The 17384-nt window shown below is 53.5% G+C and carries 17 protein-coding genes and 2 pseudogenes; 4 read left to right on the top strand and 15 right to left on the bottom strand.

All coding sequences use genetic code 11. The features are described from left to right. Nucleotides 1-76: 76 nt before the first annotated feature. The 4 genes from sdhB to sdhC are packed head-to-tail and all read right to left on the bottom strand — an operon-like array spanning nt 77 to nt 3320. Nucleotides 77-793 carry a succinate dehydrogenase iron-sulfur subunit SdhB gene (gene sdhB / locus G4551_RS07490; RefSeq protein WP_003022921.1) on the bottom strand — a complete coding sequence of 239 codons (717 nt, stop codon included), beginning with the start codon at nt 791-793 and terminating at the stop codon, nt 77-79. 15 nt (nt 794-808) lie between these two features. Continuing rightward, the gene (gene sdhA, locus G4551_RS07485; RefSeq protein ID WP_003022919.1) at nt 809-2575 is read right to left on the bottom strand and encodes a succinate dehydrogenase flavoprotein subunit; all 1767 of its coding nucleotides are present in this window, start codon (nt 2573-2575) and stop codon (nt 809-811) included. Then, entirely contained in the window at nt 2575-2922 is a 348-nt protein-coding gene (gene sdhD, locus G4551_RS07480) for a succinate dehydrogenase membrane anchor subunit (RefSeq protein ID WP_003835437.1), read from the bottom strand. The genes sdhA and sdhD overlap by 1 nt, the downstream gene beginning before the upstream one ends. Next, entirely contained in the window at nt 2916-3320 is a 405-nt protein-coding gene (sdhC, locus tag G4551_RS07475) for a succinate dehydrogenase cytochrome b556 subunit (protein WP_003831406.1), read from the bottom strand. The genes sdhD and sdhC overlap by 7 nt, the downstream gene beginning before the upstream one ends. A 383-nt stretch (nt 3321-3703) precedes the next feature. Here sdhC and G4551_RS23750 point away from each other — a divergent pair. The 3 genes and pseudogenes from G4551_RS23750 to G4551_RS07465 all read left to right on the top strand — a co-directional run bounded on the left by G4551_RS23750 (nt 3704) and on the right by G4551_RS07465 (nt 6523). Next, a pseudogene (locus G4551_RS23750) lies at nt 3704-3814 on the top strand (hypothetical protein). Nucleotides 3815-4017: 203 nt separating this feature from the next. Beyond that, the gene (locus G4551_RS07470; RefSeq protein WP_003835440.1) at nt 4018-5301 is read left to right on the top strand and encodes a citrate synthase; all 1284 of its coding nucleotides are present in this window, start codon (nt 4018-4020) and stop codon (nt 5299-5301) included. Nucleotides 5302-5476: 175 nt separating this feature from the next. Continuing rightward, complete coding sequence (locus G4551_RS07465) at nt 5477-6523, top strand: AbrB family transcriptional regulator (RefSeq protein ID WP_003835442.1); 1047 nt, start codon at nt 5477-5479, stop codon at nt 6521-6523. On the opposite strand, the gene nei is transcribed toward G4551_RS07465, so the two are convergent. Genes nei through ybgI form a run of 8 tightly spaced genes read right to left on the bottom strand, consistent with a single transcriptional unit; the run spans nt 6520 to nt 12813 of the window. After that, nucleotides 6520-7311: an endonuclease VIII gene (nei, locus tag G4551_RS07460; protein ID WP_003835444.1), complete on the bottom strand. Its 792-nt coding sequence runs from the start codon at nt 7309-7311 to the stop codon at nt 6520-6522. The genes G4551_RS07465 and nei overlap by 4 nt on opposite strands. Nucleotides 7312-7325: 14 nt before the next feature. Continuing rightward, complete coding sequence (pcp, locus tag G4551_RS07455; RefSeq protein ID WP_003835446.1) at nt 7326-7970, bottom strand: pyroglutamyl-peptidase I; 645 nt, start codon at nt 7968-7970, stop codon at nt 7326-7328. Nucleotides 7971-7979: 9 nt separating this feature from the next. Continuing rightward, nucleotides 7980-8975 carry a DUF979 domain-containing protein gene (locus G4551_RS07450; protein ID WP_003835448.1) on the bottom strand — a complete coding sequence of 332 codons (996 nt, stop codon included), beginning with the start codon at nt 8973-8975 and terminating at the stop codon, nt 7980-7982. Continuing rightward, nucleotides 8972-9694 (bottom strand): DUF969 domain-containing protein, encoded by a 723-nt coding sequence (locus G4551_RS07445; protein WP_003835449.1) that lies wholly within the window; start codon nt 9692-9694, stop codon nt 8972-8974. The genes G4551_RS07450 and G4551_RS07445 overlap by 4 nt, the downstream gene beginning before the upstream one ends. Nucleotides 9695-9747: 53 nt before the next feature. Then, nucleotides 9748-10482, bottom strand: coding sequence for a 5-oxoprolinase subunit PxpA (pxpA, locus tag G4551_RS07440; protein WP_003835451.1), 735 nt, complete (start codon nt 10480-10482; stop codon nt 9748-9750). Beyond that, nucleotides 10472-11404: a 5-oxoprolinase subunit PxpC gene (gene pxpC, locus G4551_RS07435; RefSeq protein ID WP_003835453.1), complete on the bottom strand. Its 933-nt coding sequence runs from the start codon at nt 11402-11404 to the stop codon at nt 10472-10474. Before pxpC ends, pxpA begins: the two co-directional genes overlap by 11 nt. After that, the gene (gene pxpB, locus G4551_RS07430) at nt 11398-12054 is read right to left on the bottom strand and encodes a 5-oxoprolinase subunit PxpB (RefSeq protein WP_003835457.1); all 657 of its coding nucleotides are present in this window, start codon (nt 12052-12054) and stop codon (nt 11398-11400) included. The genes pxpC and pxpB overlap by 7 nt, the downstream gene beginning before the upstream one ends. Nucleotides 12055-12069: 15 nt before the next feature. After that, a complete protein-coding gene (gene ybgI, locus G4551_RS07425) occupies nt 12070-12813 on the bottom strand; it encodes a radiation resistance protein YbgI (protein WP_003022887.1) in 744 nt (247 codons plus the stop codon). Between the two features lie 289 nt (nt 12814-13102). On the opposite strand from ybgI, the gene dtpD reads away from it, so the two are divergent. Beyond that, complete coding sequence (gene dtpD, locus G4551_RS07420; protein WP_003835460.1) at nt 13103-14584, top strand: dipeptide permease DtpD; 1482 nt, start codon at nt 13103-13105, stop codon at nt 14582-14584. 50 nt (nt 14585-14634) lie between these two features. Here dtpD and G4551_RS07415 read toward each other — a convergent pair. From G4551_RS07415 to G4551_RS07405, 3 genes and pseudogenes are all read right to left on the bottom strand, one after another. Continuing rightward, nucleotides 14635-14950, bottom strand: a pseudogene (locus G4551_RS07415) (ISNCY family transposase); the annotation flags it as partial. After that, nucleotides 14947-16365 carry a deoxyribodipyrimidine photo-lyase gene (phrB, locus tag G4551_RS07410; protein ID WP_003835463.1) on the bottom strand — a complete coding sequence of 473 codons (1419 nt, stop codon included), beginning with the start codon at nt 16363-16365 and terminating at the stop codon, nt 14947-14949. The gene phrB and the pseudogene G4551_RS07415, both read right to left, overlap by 4 nt. Nucleotides 16366-16385: 20 nt before the next feature. Next, the gene (locus G4551_RS07405; protein ID WP_003835465.1) at nt 16386-17339 is read right to left on the bottom strand and encodes a YbgA family protein; all 954 of its coding nucleotides are present in this window, start codon (nt 17337-17339) and stop codon (nt 16386-16388) included. Between the last annotated feature and the right edge of the window lie 45 nt (nt 17340-17384).

The following is a 17384-nucleotide window of genomic DNA, read 5'->3' as shown; positions in this document are numbered from 1 at the left end:
TTACTACTCATATGGCAGTTTTTAGAGGTTTCCTGTACTACCGGGGAATCACTTCCCCGGCAACGACTACAAAAACTTACGCACTACGTTTGAGCAGCATCGACTTAATATGGCCGATGGCGCGCGTCGGGTTCAGTCCTTTAGGACATACGCTGACGCAGTTCATGATGCTATGGCAGCGGAATACGCTGAAAGCGTCACTTAAACCTTCCAGGCGGCTGTCGGTCTCGGTATCGCGGCTATCAATTAAGAAGCGATACGCGGCCAGCAGGCCTGCCGGGCCAATAAACTTGTCCGGATTCCACCAGAATGATGGGCAGGACGTTGAGCAGCATGCACACAAAATACATTCATACAGCCCATCGAGCTTCTCACGCTGCTCAGGCATTTGTAAATGCTCACGAGCCGGCGGATTTTTCCCATTATTCAACAAGTAAGGCTTAATCTTCTCATACTGTGCGTAGAATTGCCCCATGTCTACCACCAAATCGCGCACAACCGGTAAACCCGGCAGCGGGCGAATGACAATTTTCTTGCCCGGCTGATTCAGCGCAGAAATAGGTGTGATACAGGCCAGTCCATTTTTGCCGTTCATATTCAGACCGTCGGAGCCGCAGACCCCTTCACGGCAGGAACGGCGGAACGACAGAGACGGATCTTTTTCTTTCAGCTGCATCAATGCATCCAGCAGCATCATGTCGCGCCCTTCTTCCGCCTCCAGGGTGTAATCCTGCATACGCGGAGCGTCGTCAACATCCGGGTTATAGCGATAAACTGAAAACTCGAGTTTCATTGTCCTGTCTCCGCATTAATAAGTACGAATCTTCGGCGGGAATGCCGGGCGCAGCTTCGGTTCCATATTGACTTGACGTCGCGTCATGGATTCCGACTCTGGCAGGTACAGGGAATGGCACAGCCAGTTTTCATCATCACGTTCCGGGAAGTCGAAGCGGCTATGCGCGCCACGGCTTTCGGTACGGAAGTTTGCAGATACTGCAGTGGCGTACGCGGTCTCCATCAGGTTATCCAACTCCAGACACTCAACGCGCTGGGTGTTGAACTCGCTGGAGGTATCGTCCAGACGGGCATTTTTCAGGCGTTCGCGAATCGCTTTCAGCTCTTCCAGACCTTTCGCCATCGCATCGCCTTCGCGGAAAACCGAGAAGTTATGCTGCATACATTCTTGCAGCGCTTTGCGAATCGCCACCGGGTCTTCACCGTTACGGTTACCGTTCCAGCGGTTCAGTCGTGCCAGAGAAGCATCGATTTCATCTTCGGTCGCATCCAGCAGGTCACCCTGCTCAGCGATAGATTCCTGCAGATGCAGACCCACCGCACGACCAAACACCACCAGGTCCAGCAGCGAGTTGCCGCCGAGACGGTTGGCGCCGTGAACCGATACGCAGGCGATTTCGCCTACCGCAAACAGTCCCGGGATCACCACATCTTCGCCCTGCTCATTCACAGTCAGCGCCTGGCCAGTAACTTTGGTCGGAATACCGCCCATCATATAGTGGCAGGTTGGGATAACCGGAATCGGCTCTTTAACCGGGTCAACGTGAGCAAAGGTACGGGACAGTTCGAGAATGCCCGGCAGACGGGATTCCAGCACTTCTTTACCCAGGTGGTCGAGTTTCAGCTTAGCGTGCGGACCCCACGGGCCGTCGCAGCCGCGACCTTCACGGATTTCGATCATGATGGAACGCGCCACCACGTCACGACCCGCAAGGTCTTTCGCATTCGGGGCATAACGCTCCATGAAGCGCTCACCGTGTTTGTTCAGCAGGTAGCCACCTTCACCACGGCAGCCTTCTGTGACCAGAACGCCCGCACCGGCGATACCGGTTGGGTGGAACTGCCACATCTCCATATCCTGCACCGGAACACCGGCGCGGATAGCCATACCAACACCGTCACCAGTATTGATGTGGGCATTGGTGGTGGACTGATAAATACGGCCTGCACCGCCGGTCGCCAGCACGGTTGCGCGAGCTTTGAAGTAAACCACTTCACCGGTTTCGATACACAACGCGGTACAACCGACAATCGCGCCATCGGCGTTTTTCACCAGGTCCAGCGCATACCATTCTGAGAAGATGGTGGTATGGTTTTTCAGGTTCTGCTGATACAGCGTGTGCAACAGCGCATGACCAGTACGGTCCGCCGCTGCCGCAGTACGTGCCGCTTGCTCACCGCCGAAGTTCTTCGACTGGCCGCCAAACGGACGTTGATAAATTGTGCCATTGTCGAGGCGAGAGAACGGCAGCCCCATGTGGTCCAGTTCCAGAATCGCTTCCGGACCGGTTTTACACATATATTCAATAGCGTCCTGGTCACCAATGTAGTCCGACCCTTTAACGGTGTCGTACATGTGCCATTCCCAGTTATCTTCATGGGTATTACCGAGCGCAACGGTGATGCCACCCTGCGCGGATACGGTATGGGAACGAGTTGGGAACACTTTAGAGAGCAGCGCACAAGTCTGCCCGCTCTGGGAAATTTGCAGCGCCGCGCGCATACCTGCGCCGCCGGCACCAATCACAACAGCATCAAATTCTCTGACTGGCAGTTTCATTACACACCCCACACCACAACAAATCCATAAATGACGTAAACCACCAGCGCAACAACGATAGCCAGTTGCAGAATCAGGCGCACAGCCAGAGGTTTAACGTAGTCGGTCAACACCTGCCACATGCCGATCCAGGCATGAATCAAGATGGAGAAAAGTGCCAGCAGGGTAAAGACTTTGGTGAATGCCGATGAGAAGAAACCGGTCCAGACTTCATACGTCAGCTCGCCGCTGATGGCGAAGAAACCGACCATAAAGATGATGTATAACGTCAGAACGATAGCGGTAGCACGGACCAGAATGAAGTCATGTACGCCGTTGCGTCCTAATGCGGAGGCGTTGCTTACCATACGAGGACTCCTGCGAGAAGTGAAAGCACGACAATGATAACGAAACAAATTTTGGCGGAGCGTGTCCCTGCTTCGAGGGTTTCTTCGATATAGCCAAAATCCATCAACAGATGGCGAATGCCCATTACGGCGTGATATGCCAGCGCAATCAGGATCCCCCACAGAATTAACTCCACAAAGAAGTTATTCATAATGGATGACGCGGTGAGGAAACCTTCAGGGGAGGAAAGGCTGGTACCCAATAACCACAACAGAATCCCGACCGCCACGAAGGTGATCACTCCGGATACGCGATGGAGAATGGACGCTATCGCCGTGATTGGGAACCGGATCGTTTGCAGATCCAGATTGACAGGTCTTTGTTTTTTCACATTTCTTATCATGAATAACGCCCACATGCTGTTCTTATTATTCCCTTTAGACTTCGGGTACAGAAGATGAAGACACCTGTAGCCTGAAAGACGACGGGATTTCCTTCCTCCGGTCTGCGTGCGGGTCAGACAGCGTCCTTACTATAACTACGCGTCATATAAAACACTGCTTCCAGATGCTAAAACGACACGTTACAACGCTGGTTGGCTCGGGATTGCAGGGTATTCCGGAGACCTGGCGGCAGTATAGGACGTTCACAAAATCATTACAATTAACCTACATATAGTTTGTCGGGTTTTATCCCGAACAGTGACATAGGTCACGATAACAACATTATTTTAATTTTTAATCATCTGATTTGACAATCATTAAACAAAGTTGTTACAAACGACACCAGAAAAAGCATATAATGCGTAAAAGTTATGGGGTCACTCTTTCACCGGAGATTTAGTTATGTAACAGTGTGGAAGTATTGACCAATACCTTCAGGACAGTTATTAGTGATAGACAGGTTAAATAATTCGGATTGCTAAGTTCTTGATTTGCAGTTTATTCGCCATAAAAAGACCGTTTTACCTGCAAGCGCCCATAGCTCTGTACCCAGGTCATCCCCTCTTTCGCAGAGCGGCGAGCCAAATAACAAACTGGTAACGGTTTATTGATGCACGAAGGCAAATTTGAGTTCCGGCAGTCTTAAGCAATAAGGCGCTAAGGAGACCGTAAATGGCTGATACTAAAGCAAAACTCACTCTAAATGGTGATACTGCTATTGAACTGGATGTGCTGAAAGGTACGCTCGGTCAGGACGTTATTGATATTCGTAGCCTTGGCTCAAAAGGGATGTTTACTTTTGACCCAGGTTTTACCTCTACCGCATCCTGCGAATCCAAAATTACTTTCATCGACGGTGACGAAGGTGTTTTGCTGCATCGCGGCTTCCCGATTGACCAGTTGGCGACCGAGTCCAACTATCTGGAAGTGTGTTATATCCTGCTGTACGGCGAAAAACCGACGCAGGAAGAGTACGACGAGTTCAAAACCACAGTCACTCGCCATACCATGATCCACGAGCAGATCACGCGTCTGTTCCACGGTTTCCGCCGCGACTCTCACCCGATGGCCGTTATGTGCGGTGTCACCGGAGCGCTGGCAGCGTTTTATCATGACTCGCTGGATGTAAACAACGCGCGTCACCGTGAAATCGCCGCCTTCCGCCTACTGTCCAAAATGCCAACCATGGCAGCGATGTGCTACAAGTATTCCATCGGGCAGCCGTTCGTGTACCCGCGTAACGATCTCTCCTACGCCGGTAACTTCCTGAACATGATGTTCTCAACGCCGTGCGAAAAATACGAAGTGAATCCGATTCTGGAACGCGCAATGGACCGTATCTTAATCCTGCACGCTGACCACGAACAGAACGCCTCAACCTCTACCGTACGTACCGCGGGCTCTTCTGGTGCTAACCCATTTGCCTGCATCGCGGCTGGTATCGCTTCCCTGTGGGGACCGGCACACGGCGGCGCAAACGAAGCTGCGCTGAAAATGCTGGAAGAAATCAGCTCTGTTAAACACATTCCGGAATTTGTTCGCCGCGCGAAAGACAAGAATGATTCCTTCCGCCTGATGGGCTTTGGTCACCGTGTTTATAAAAACTATGACCCGCGCGCTACCGTGATGCGTGAAACCTGCCACGAAGTGCTGAAAGAACTGGGCACCAAAGATGATCTGCTGGAAGTGGCGATGGAACTTGAGCACATTGCGCTCAACGACCCATACTTCATCGAGAAGAAACTCTACCCGAACGTAGACTTCTACTCCGGCATAATCCTGAAAGCGATGGGTATTCCGTCCTCCATGTTCACCGTTATCTTCGCCATGGCGCGTACCGTTGGCTGGATTGCACACTGGAACGAAATGCACACCGACGGCATGAAAATCGCCCGTCCGCGTCAGCTGTACACCGGCTACGACAAGCGCGATTTTAAATCTGATATTAAGCGTTAATTGTCTGCCGGATGGCGCCAGCGTCTGTCCGGCTTGCAGTTATAAACGCTCCCAGGCTGGACAAGGCGGTAATGCCTGTATCCGGCCTGTTTTTATTTGATCCACATTATTTTATTCTTATCGTGCTTTCTCTATGATTTACTGAGATTTCTCACATTTTACTCAGGAGCATGGGATGCCTGTTTTGCAGTGGAGCCTGTTGTTTGTGCTATCGCTCCTGCTTTCCCTGCTCTTTCTGTTTATCCATCTTCCAGGACCCTTGCTGCTCGGTTCGATGATCGTCGGCATCATCTTCAGTCTGCGCGGCATCACTCTGCATCCTCCCCGCTGCACATTTCTTGGCGCGCAGGCGATTCTCGGCTGCATGATTGCCCAAAATCTGACCGGTTCAATCTTCACAACCCTTGCAGCCCACTGGCCGATGGTGATTGTTATCCTGCTGGCAACCCTTATCAGCAGCGCGATAATCGGCTGGCTGCTGGTTCGCTACAGTACGCTACCGGGGAACACCGGCGCATGGGGCTCGTCACCAGGCGGCGCAGCGGCAATGGTTGCAATGGCCCAGGATTATGGTGCCGACATCCGACTGGTGGCGTTTATGCAGTATCTGCGTGTACTGTTGGTGGTCGGCGCGGCAGCGATGGTCACCCGGCTGGTGATGGGCGACCAGGCGCTGGCGGTCAGTGAACAAATCATCTGGTTTCCGCCGCTAAGCGGCAATCTTTTCAGCACTCTGATGCTGGCCGCCGTTGCCGGCACGGCTGGACGCTTACTGCGTATTCCCTCTGGCGTCATGCTATTGCCGATGCTGGTGGGTGCCTTGCTGAATGCAAGCGGAGTGATGGTGATTGAACTGCCGGAATGGCTACTGGCGATAGCCTATATGGCCATCGGCTGGCAAATCGGCCTTGGCTTTGACAAACAGATCTTTCTAATGGCATTACGACCACTGCCGCAGATCCTGTTGTCCATTTTTTCACTAATGGCGATCTGCGCCGGTATGGCTTGGGGACTGGCGCATTACATGCAGATAGATTTTCTCACTGCCTATCTGGCGACCAGTCCTGGAGGAGTGGATTCTGTTGCGGTGATCGCCGCAGGAAGCCACGCTGATATGGCGCTCATCATGGCGATGCAAACCCTGCGACTGTTCAGCATTTTGTTAACTGGCCCCGCAGTCGCGCGGTTTATTTCGGTGCACGCTCCAAAACGGCCCGCTTAGTGCTGACATCCCGGACACCAGTAAAAAGGTCGCGAGGAGAGCATCGTTTTCTCGATAGTCCCACCACAACGCTCACAGGCTTCGCCGTCCCGATGAAAGACCTTGAAGCGAAACAACGCACCGTGATGCTTATTCTCATCGGCCAGCCCGCGGGTATTATAAGACAGGCGCGGAATATCAAGCAGCGCATGCGCCAGTGCATCCAACTGTTCATCGGCAAGCTGCGACGCTTTATGCTGTCCGGTCAACCCTACCTGCCAAAGGATCTCTACCCGCAAGTAGTTACCTAATCCCGCCAGAAAAGCCTGGTCCAGTAGCAGACCAGAAAACTGGCGATTGCAAAAACGCGGAGATAACAGACGCGCTTTAACGTCATCGGGCGTTAAACGTAAATCCAGTACATCCGGCCCTACCCGTTGCAGGAACGGGTGGGTGGCGAGCTGTTCTGGCGTCAGCATTTCGATATCAGACGCGCTATACAGCAGGATAGTTTTGTCTTGCGTTTGCAATCTGACACGGAGTACCCGCGAGGTCTGCGGGATGTTGCCCGTATCCACCACGCGCCACACGCCATAGAGCTGATTGTGACTGTACAGCGTCAGGCCATTGGAAAAATGGGTCAGTAATGCTTTCCCTCGCGTTTCAAGCCGGGTAACACTCTGCCCAATTAGTTGAGATTCATACGGTTTTAACTGCTCAAAGGCAAACCAGACTTCCGTCAGGGGTTTGCCTTTGACTGCCGCCTCCAGGTTATCCGCCGCGCGGCGGATCTCCGGGCCTTCAGGCATAATACTGTCCTTTGTTAATGTGTTGCGCCGCCCGTCACTGCGATATCGCTTTCCACCTGCAAGGCGGTGGCAATTGCGACTTCCAGCGCCCGGCGTACTGTTTCAGCCGCCATACTTGGCGCCCCGGGATGCTGTGCGGCCTGTTGCGGCAAATAAGGGATGTGAATAAAGCCGCCCTTCACCGCCGATGCGTCGCGTAGTTTATGCAGCAGGCCATACATCACGTGGTTACACACGAAAGTGCCAGCGGTCTGGGAAACCGAAGCCGGAATTCCCGCGTTGCGCATAGCCATAACCATCGCTTTGATCGGCAACGTGCTAAACCATGCCGCTGGACCATCGGCTACAACCGGCACATCTACCGGCTGTTGCCCCTGATTATCCGCAATACGCGCATCGTCAACGTTAATCGCCACGCGTTCCACGGTGATATCCGTGCGGCCACCCGCCTGCCCCACCGCCAGAACCAGCGATGGCGACAGCGCATCAATCGCGCCATTGAGTACGGCAAGAGACTCGCCAAAGACGCACGGCAGTTGGCGGGCAACGACGCGGCATCCACCGATGATAGCATTATCGAGTCCCGAGACCACTTCCCAGGAAGGGTTAACTGACTCGCCGCCAAAGGGTTCAAATCCCGTGATGAGTACTGTTTTCATCCTGTCACCTTACAAGAACATCAGGAAATACATCAGGAACACGTTGACCAGCAGCAGCAGTATACCGGTTGGCACCTGCGCTTTAATCACCGCATTTTTGTCCGGTAGTTCCAGCAGCGCAGCAGGGACAATGTTAAAGTTCGCCGCCATCGGCGTCATCAGTGTCCCGCAATAACCGGAGAACATACCAATCGCCGCCATTACCGCCGGATTACCGCCGTGTTGCAGAACAAGAATCGGAATACCAATCCCAGCGGTCACGATCGGGAAAGCAGCAAACGCATTACCCATCACCATAGTCAGCAATGCCATGCCGATGGTGTACACCGCCACTGCGATAAAGCGACTGTCTACCGCCAGATATTCCTGCGTCAGATATGAAATGCCGCTGCCTACGCCCGCTGCCGTAAACAACAGCCCGAGCGTAGCCAGAATCTGTGGCAGGATGAACGCCCAGCCGATGGAGTCCAGCAGACGGCGCGCCTCCTGGATCGGTTGATGCACCCGCTCATGGGTCATTTTTATTGCCATCGACAGGCCAATCAACGAACCTGCGGTCATGGAAAAAAGCGTCACCAGCGTGGCGTGATTACCCGGCCCAAACAGCGCATCCTGTAAGCCCGGAATATGGTTGAACATCAGCACGCCAATAACCGTTACCACCGGGATCGCCAGCGCCGGGAAAAAAAGGCGGTTGCCCAAGCGACTGGCACTTTCTTCGCGTTGTTGCTGCGTCCGTTGATGGTAACTTCCCAGCTTCACGCCGCCAAAACCGGCGATCAGCGCCAGGACGACCACCGCAATACCGACGGCAATATGCACCGCGCGCTTGTCGCCAAACAGCGAGAATGTCCAGTCGCCAAGCAGAAACAGTACGCCGTATATGCCCCAAAACAGGCCAGTGGTGAAACGACGCGGGTTCGCTTTATCCTGCCAGGACATGACAGCCACAATCAGTAATACCGCGCCCGCCAGCCAGTAGAGATAGCTTTGTTGAAAATTCATTGCGCTTCCCCTTTCGCTGCGGCATTCGCTTTCGCCACCTCACGTTGCAAATAGCTATCCAGACGCCACAAACGTGTGCCGTGGATCAGGAAAGCACAAATTGCTGTTGGGATCCCCCATAGGGCGATATGCAGCGGTTCGGTCTGGATCCCACCAGACTCCAGCATAAAGTTATGCATGAAGATGATGGCGCCGAAAGCAACAAAGATATCTTCACCGAAAAACAGCCCGACGTTATCGGTCGCCGCTGACATTGCGCGCAGTCGATAGCGTACCGCCCCAGGTATCTCGCCGTGATTTTTCTCAGCGGCCCCTTCCGCCATCGGCGCCAGCAGCGGACGCACCATTTGCGGATGCCCCCCCAGACTGGTGAGTCCTAATGCAGCGGTCGCTTCGCGAATGAACAGATAGACAATCAGCAGGCGGCCGCTGGTAGCGCTGCGGATTTTTGCAATCCACGCCTGCGCACGCTCTTTCAGACCGTGACGTTCCAGCAGACCGATTACCGCCAGTGGGATCAATAAGATAAATGGCAGGTTACGGGTGTTGAGAAAACCTTCACCCAGTTTCTCGAGAATAGTGGCGATAGGCATATGCGCCGCCAGCCCCGTGACAATCCCGGCAATAATAACCACCAATACCGGGTTAAAACGTAAAAGAAATCCGACCACGATGACGGCGATCCCCGTCAATGGCCAGAGAGAAATAGCCTCTCCCATAATTAAATCCCTTATGTTGTTGTGTAATATCTTATTGTTTTGTATGAATAAATTTATGCGCTAATTTGAATATTGCATGCTTCAAAGGCGCTACGCAAGCGACGAGCAAAAGCGAGTGCGTGCTCGCCATCCCCATGAATGCATACCGTCTGGGCAGTCACGCTCGCCCATGTCCCACTTTGGCTTTTTACTCTGCCGGATTGCACCATTTCTAACGTTTGCGCCAACGCCTGCTCTTCATCCTCAATCAGTGCGCCCGGCTGACTACGCGGCACCAGGCTGCCATCGGCCTGATAACCCCGATCGGCAAACACCTCCTGACGCGTTACCAGGCCATAGTGTTCTCCAGCACGAATCAGTTCGCTTCCCGCCAGTCCCACTAAAATCAGCGACGGATCGCAGGCATGAACCGCTTTCGCAATCGCATCAGCCAGTTGAGGATCTTTCGCTGCCTGGTTATAGAGCATGCCATGCGGTTTGACATGATGCATCACACCGCCCTCCGCCCGCGTGATGGCAGCCAGCGCGCCAATTTGATACAGCGTCTGCGCATACACCGTTTGCGCAGGCAGGGTCATGGCGCTACGGCCAAAATTTTCCCGATCCGGAAAGCTGGGATGCGCACCTATCGCTACGCCATTTTTTAGCGCTTCGCGCACGCTTGAGAGCATGGTTTGCGCATCGCCTGCGTGAAACCCACAGGCGATGTTGGCCGATGACACCAATTGCAGCAACGCTGCATCGTTCGCACATCCCTCACCGAGGTCTGCATTGAGATCAATTTTCATTGTTAAGCCGCCATGCTAACTGTTCCAGGTAACGCTGCTGGTCGTACCGCGCCTTCAGCGCTTCCTCCAGCGAACACTGCACAAAATGAATCGGTTGACCGAGCGGGATCTGCGCCAGATGATACATATCTGCCTCAATAATACAGGCGATGCGCGGATAGCCGCCCGTCGTCTGAGCATCGTTCATCAGCACAATGGGTTGGCCATTATGTGGAACCTGCACCACACCGGGGAGCAAGCCATGCGACAGCAGCTCGCGATCGGTCGTGCGCGTCAGCGGCTGCCCCTGAAGACGATACCCCATACGGTTACTTTGTGGGCTAAGTTGCCACGGTGAGCGCCAGAACGAAGCCTGCGATACCTCATCAAACTCCTGATATTCAGGTCCGGGCAACGCGCGAATGAGATTACCCCACATCAGTTGCTTAACACCTTGCGGCTCGCTGAATTTCCGGGTAGATACGCCAATCGCCAGTCGATCGCCATCACGCAGTAGACGCCCTTCAAACCCACCAATGCCCACTTTCAGATCGGTACTACGCGAGCCCATCACTTCAGGAACATCAATACCGCCCGCTACCGCCAGATAACTGCGCATGCCATGAAGCGGACGTTTTAGCGTCAGGCGCTGCCCGGCTTTTACCGGTAACCGCCATCCGCTCCACACGGGCGTACGATCCAGCTGTGCTTCGCATCCGGCACCGGTCAGGGCAAACCAGCCATCGGCTTCAAACTCCACCACCAGTTGCCCCAGCGTGATTTCCAGCGCTGCGGCATTCGCATCATTACCCACCAGCAGGTTAGCCACGTTCAGCGCCGGTTTATCCAGCGCCCCACAGTGACTGATTCCGGATTGACGAAAACTATGACGTCCCCCGTCCTGTACTGAGGTGTACATGCCAGCGCGGATGATGTTTAACATATCCCCTCCTTCTGCGGGACAAAACGCACGGTATCGCCAGCCCGTAACAGAATCGGCTCCTCCCGTTTTGGATCAAATAACGAAACGGAGGTACGCCCAATCAATTGCCACCCGCCAGGCGTGGAAAGCGGGTAGATCCCCGTTTGAGATCCACCGATACCGACAGAACCTGCCGGAACAAGCAAACGCGGTTCCGCACGTCTTGGGGTATGGAGTTGTTCAGGTAAGCTCCCGAGATAGGGGAATCCCGGCTGAAAACCGATAAACCACACCACGTAATCAACCGACGCATGAAGTTCCACAACCTGCTTGTCACTTAATCCGCTGTGCCGGGCGACCTCTGCCAGATCGGGGCCGGCCTCACCGCCATAGGTAACAGGAATTTCAATAAAGCGCGAATCCGGCTCCAGTGCTTCGCTCTCTTCCCACCAGCGTTGTAGGCGCTCAATCGCATCCAGCGCCAGCGTTTGCGGGTCGCGCAAGGTCACCGTGATATTGTTCATGCCTGGAATAGCTTCCAGTACATTCGGGGCATCAACCAGACGCTGGGCCAGACGCCAGATGCGTTTCTGAGTCGCCAGCGTAATGGGCGGTTCCAGTTCAAGAACCACTGCCGTTTCACCTAACAGATAACAACGCGCTCGCTGCACTTTCGTCCCTCTTTATTACGCTGGATTAGGAATATCGATAAAAGTCACGTCCAGATCGGTATTTTCATTAAGCCAATCGCTTAATGCGCGAATGCCGCCGCGTTCGGTCGCATGGTGACCGGCAGCATAAAAATGCAGCCCCTGCTCGCGGGCTGAGTGAATGGTTTGCTCTGAAACTTCACCAGTGATAAAAGCGTCGACGCCAAATCGGGCTGCGCTATCAATAAAACTTTGACCGCCCCCAGTACACCAGGCGACGCGCTGAACTTTTTCCGGACCGGTATCACCACACCATAACGGTTTACGGCCTAAACGCGCTTCAATCCATGATGCCAATTCCAGTCCCGGAACCGGCATGGAGAGTTCTCCCCATGGTACCAGCGGTTCGATCTCACCCATCACGGTAATCCCCAACAGCGCGGCCAACTGCGCGTTATTCCCCAGTTCCGGGTGAGCATCCAGCGGCAGGTGCCAGCCATACAGGTTGATATCGTTTTCCAACAGCGTTTTCAGACGATGGCGCTTCATGCCGCGAATTACCGGAGATTCGCCTTTCCAGAAATAACCGTGATGAACGATAACCGCATCGGCCTGCAGGCGCACCGCCTCATCCAGCAGCGCCTGACTTGCGGTCACGCCGGTCACGATTTTATGCACCGTCTCTTTGCCCTCAACCTGCAAACCATTCGGCGCATAGTCGCTAATGGCGGCGCTGTTCAGTTTGTCGTTGATCAGTTGTTCCAGTTCGGTGTTTTTCATCATCGTCCTCGTAGTCATTAATTCTGCCTGCCTAATCAGCAACACAGCTTAGGTTAAAATAGCGTCCTCGCCTGCGTTCGTCGATAGCCATTTCACTGACACATCAAGAAACAATCACACCCGCTTTGAACATGATTTGCTTACCACTACGCGATCCAATTCATGTATATTTATGCAATCAGACAGCATATTGCAAAAATAATCAGATCTGTATCAAAGTTACAACTTTAAGGAAACACGCTCGCGCAGTACGCTCAGCCTGTCGCGAGGCATTTACTTCGAGAAAATAATGAATAAACAAGCATCTCAACCACGGGCGATTTATTACGTCGTCGCGCTACAAATCTGGGAATATTTCAGTTTTTACGGCATGCGTGCGCTGCTGATCCTGTATCTCACTAACCAGCTCAAGTACGACGATAATCACGCATATGAACTGTTCAGCGCCTACTGTTCACTGGTCTACGTCACCCCCATTCTCGGGGGATACCTGGCAGATAAAGTGCTCGGGAATCGAATGGCGGTGATGATCGGCGCATTTTTAATGGCGGTGGGACATCTGGTATTGGGCGCAAGCGAAATGGCTCCGGCGTTCCTTTATTTGTCGCTGGCGATCATTGTCTGCGGCTACGGTCTGTTTAAATCCAACATTAGTTGCCTGCTGGGCGAGTTATATCAGCCTGAAGATCCGCGTCGCGACGGTGGATTCTCTCTGCTCTACGCAGCCGGTAACATCGGTTCGATCATCGCACCGATTGCCTGCGGATACGTGCAGGAAGAGTACAGCTGGGCGATGGGCTTTGCGCTGGCTGCGATTGGCATGCTGGCAGGGTTGGTGATTTTCTTATGCGGTAATCGCCATTTCGCTCATACCACTGGCGTCAACAAGGCTGTGCTGTGTGCGAAAAAGTATATGCTGCCAAACTGGGCCTGGCTGTTAGTTCTGCTGGTTGCAGCACCGTTACTGATTACCGTCCTGTTCTGGAAAGAGTGGTCCGTTTACGCACTGATCGTTGCCACGGTTATTGGTCTGGCGGTTCTGGCGAAGATTTACCGTCAGGCGCAAACCCAAAAGCAGCGCAAAGAATTGGGGCTTATCGTCACGCTGACCTTCTTCAGCTTGCTGTTCTGGGCCTTTGCTCAACAGGGCGGCAGCTCGATTAGCCTGTATATTGACCGCTTCGTAAATCGCGATATTTTGGGGTATTCCGTCCCGACCGCGATGTTCCAGTCGGTTAACGCCTTTGCCGTTATGCTGTGCGGTATCGTGCTGGCCTGGGTAGTCAAAGAAAGCGTTGGCGGCAATCGTACCGTACGTATTTGGGGTAAATTCGCCCTTGGCCTCGGTTTAATGAGCGCAGGGTTCTGCATTCTGACCTTAAGCGCCCGCTGGTCCGCAGCTTACGGCCACTCTTCTATGCCGCTGATGGTATTGGGGCTGGCGGTCATGGGCTTTGCCGAACTGTTTATCGACCCGGTGGCGATGTCGCAAATTACGCGTATTGAGATCCCTGGGGTGACTGGCGTATTAACAGGCATTTATATGCTGCTGTCCGGCGCCATCGCCAACTATCTGGCAGGCGTTATCGCCGATCAGACGTCGCAAGGCTCGTTTGATGCTGCAGGCGCTATCAACTACTCCATCAATGCGTATATTGATGTCTTTAGCGAAATTACCTGGGGTGCGCTGGCCTGCGTGGTGTTGGTGCTGCTGATTTGGCTATATCAGTCGCTTAAGTTCAGAAACCGTCCGCTGGCGGTAGAATCCTGAGTGTAAGGGCCCGATGATGTAATACTATTCGGGCCTGTTTTTTCGGGTAATTACGTATAACTTGCAGCGAGTTCCTCTTCAGAAAGACCTGTAACCATTAGCACAATGTCGCGATCCATTCCCTGCTCCAACATAGTTTGCGCTATACGTAATGCAACTTCTCCTGTGTTGGGGGATCCGTTGTGCCATCTCTTGCATAAACTCATTAAAGCGAGATTAATCGCCGGATCGTAGGATGTAATTAAGCATCGCCTGCAGTTGCGTGTCATTAGCGCATCCGGTAAGTAGTAGCGTGGTCAGTTGCTCTACCAGCCCCATCAAATCCCGCTGACGGATATGTTTTTGCATTAATTCCAGCAGCGCTATCCCTTACGCGCCGCCTCATATGCCGCCAGCGTCGCCAGCCTTGCCTGTTTATGATCCACAATCGGGCGAGGATAACTTAGTGTTACCTGCGCTTTTTCTGCCCACGACCACGGGTCATGAATGGCTTTACCCGGTACGTCGCGCAGTTCCGGTACCCACTGGCGGATAAACTCACCGTCACGGTCGAATTTTTCGCCCTGCGTCGTGGGGTTAAAGATACGGAAATACGGTGCGGCGTCGGTTCCGGTTGAGGCTGCCCACTGCCAGCCGCCGTTATTGGCCGCGAGGTCACCATCAATCAGTTGCGACATGAAATATTGTTCGCCTTTACGCCAGTCAATCAGCAGGTCCTTCACCAAAAAACTGGCGGTAATCATGCGTAATCGATTATGCATCCAGCCCGTGGCGTTGAGCTGACGCATCGCCGCATCCACAATAGGGTAACCCGTACTACCCGTTTTCCAGGCCTGCAAATGCGTCGGATTATTCTGCCATTGCACGCGATCGGTCCAGCGGATAAAGGGTTGATACCGACACAGCGCCGGATGGTAAGTCATCAGATGACGATAAAATTCACGCCAGATAAGCTCGTTCAGCCAGACGCTACCCCTGCCGCCCTCAAGCGCCTGCGGCTGCTCCGCGAGCAGTCGATTCAGGCACTGGCGCGGTGATAGTCCTCCAGTCGCCAGGCTCGCGGATAATCGACTGGTCCCGTCAATCGCTGGAAAATCACGCTGCTGCTCGTATTCTCCCGCAGCCTGCTGGCAAAAATGGCGTAATTGCGCGATGGCCAATTTTTCATCTGCCACAAACCTCTGCGCATCAAAATATTGCTGCGGATAGCTCAGCGTTATTGCGCTTAACGACGTGCTGAGTGCGCCGCTGTGCCTCATTTTCGGCGCGCTAACGCATTCTGGAATACCGTCTTTAATCCGCTTCAGCCAGGCATTTTTAAACGGCGTGAACACTTTATACATCTCATGATTGCCGGTCATCACCGCCCCCGGGGGCAGGATCACGCTGTCGTCAAACCCTTCGCACACCACCTGAGGTAAGGACTTTTCGACGGCGGCATCACGCTGGCGTTCGTTTATTTCATATTGATAGTTATAAAATAATCGACTGACGTCATGCTGCAGGCAGACACTTTTGATGGTGTCCACGCTGGCCGCAAAATCAGCCACTTCGTAAAACAGTAAAGGGATGCCTTTTTCTGCCAGCGCTGTTTGTAACGCATTCAACTGCGCGCAGGTAAATGCCGCCTGGCGCGGAGCCATATCGTGAGCCTTCCACTGCTCGGGGGTAGCGATATATAACGCCAGCACCTGCGCAGAACGATCCCGACAAGCCGCCGCCAGCGCGAGGTTGTCGTGCAGGCGTAAATCACGCCGAAACCAGACCAAATGGGTGGTCATAACACTCCTGAAGAACAAACTTAACGCCCGTAGCGCAAACGCAGAGCCTCTGGCCAGGGATTGAAATAGCGCTGCCCGGAGAGATAAGCATCCGGATATTCCGCCATATAGTGTTTGAGTAATGTTATTGGCGCAAGCAGCGGTTGAGTCGAACGTCGATACCCGTCAATGAGAGAGGCCAGCTCCTGCCGCTGACGAGAATTTAATTGCGTACGGAAATAGCCCTGGACATGCATCAGCACGTTGGTATGGTTGCGCCGCGAGGGAAGATGCGCCAGCAAACTCATCAGCCTTAAGCGATACTCGACAAAATAAGCCTGCAAATCTTGCCATTCGCCGATCGCCGCGACAAAACGCCCGAGTTCGCGATAGTCCGGCTGGGAATGGGCCAACAGTAATAGCTTGTAACGGCTGTGATAATCGATTAGTGCGCCGCGCGTTAACCCTTGCTGACGGATACCGTTGAGCTCGTGCAAGGCATAAATGCGCTCAACAAAATTTTCCCGAATCTGCGGGTCGTGCAAACGCCCGTCCTCTTCCACGGGAAGCCAGGGTAACGTCGACATCAGCACGGACGTAAAGATCCCTCGTCCCGCTTTACGGTTGTTTTTGCCTTCCACGTCGTAGACCCGCACCCGTTCCATACCGCAACTGGGGGATTTTGCACAGACAATATAGCCACACAAATGCTCCAGACGATTGCTTTGTCGCTGACTAAAAGCCGTCATTACGTCTGTCAAATCACCCTCGCGTTTATCACTAAAACGCAGGGAGACAGCCTCGCCCTCTTTGACCAGATGCAGCGCAGGTCTCGGGACCGGTAACCCGATACCCATTTCAGGGCATACGGGTTCGAAAGCGACCCACGGCGACAGTTCTTCCACAGCAAAGGCCAGCCGCTTGTGCCCACCATCATAGCGAACCGCCTCCCCCAACAGACAGGCACTTATACCAACAGGGATTTTCTCGCTCATGATCGCTCCTTTCTCATTCCTGAGATAAGTGTAGCTATCATGAAC

The sequence above is a fragment of the Citrobacter freundii ATCC 8090 = MTCC 1658 = NBRC 12681 genome, assembly GCF_011064845.1.
GTDB classification, from domain to species: domain Bacteria; phylum Pseudomonadota; class Gammaproteobacteria; order Enterobacterales; family Enterobacteriaceae; genus Citrobacter; species Citrobacter freundii.
Note: the sequence above shows the minus strand (reverse complement) of the source record. Positions and strands in the feature narration are given on the sequence as shown.

Coding starts and splice junctions, on each gene's coding strand:
- sdhC (WP_003831406.1), bottom strand. CDS start 3,320: ATGTGGGCGTTATTCATGATAAGAAATGTGAAAAAACAAAGACCTGTC.
- G4551_RS07405 (WP_003835465.1), bottom strand. CDS start 17,339: ATGAGCGAGAAAATCCCTGTTGGTATAAGTGCCTGTCTGTTGGGGGAG.
- dtpD (WP_003835460.1), top strand. CDS start 13,103: ATGAATAAACAAGCATCTCAACCACGGGCGATTTATTACGTCGTCGCG.
- G4551_RS07465 (WP_003835442.1), top strand. CDS start 5,477: ATGCCTGTTTTGCAGTGGAGCCTGTTGTTTGTGCTATCGCTCCTGCTT.
- sdhB (WP_003022921.1), bottom strand. CDS start 793: ATGAAACTCGAGTTTTCAGTTTATCGCTATAACCCGGATGTTGACGAC.
- G4551_RS07445 (WP_003835449.1), bottom strand. CDS start 9,694: ATGGGAGAGGCTATTTCTCTCTGGCCATTGACGGGGATCGCCGTCATC.
- pxpC (WP_003835453.1), bottom strand. CDS start 11,404: ATGTTAAACATCATCCGCGCTGGCATGTACACCTCAGTACAGGACGGG.
- pxpA (WP_003835451.1), bottom strand. CDS start 10,482: ATGAAAATTGATCTCAATGCAGACCTCGGTGAGGGATGTGCGAACGAT.
- G4551_RS07470 (WP_003835440.1), top strand. CDS start 4,018: ATGGCTGATACTAAAGCAAAACTCACTCTAAATGGTGATACTGCTATT.
- ybgI (WP_003022887.1), bottom strand. CDS start 12,813: ATGAAAAACACCGAACTGGAACAACTGATCAACGACAAACTGAACAGC.
- phrB (WP_003835463.1), bottom strand. CDS start 16,365: ATGACCACCCATTTGGTCTGGTTTCGGCGTGATTTACGCCTGCACGAC.
- G4551_RS07450 (WP_003835448.1), bottom strand. CDS start 8,975: ATGAATTTTCAACAAAGCTATCTCTACTGGCTGGCGGGCGCGGTATTA.
- nei (WP_003835444.1), bottom strand. CDS start 7,311: ATGCCTGAAGGCCCGGAGATCCGCCGCGCGGCGGATAACCTGGAGGCG.
- sdhA (WP_003022919.1), bottom strand. CDS start 2,575: ATGAAACTGCCAGTCAGAGAATTTGATGCTGTTGTGATTGGTGCCGGC.
- sdhD (WP_003835437.1), bottom strand. CDS start 2,922: ATGGTAAGCAACGCCTCCGCATTAGGACGCAACGGCGTACATGACTTC.
- pcp (WP_003835446.1), bottom strand. CDS start 7,970: ATGAAAACAGTACTCATCACGGGATTTGAACCCTTTGGCGGCGAGTCA.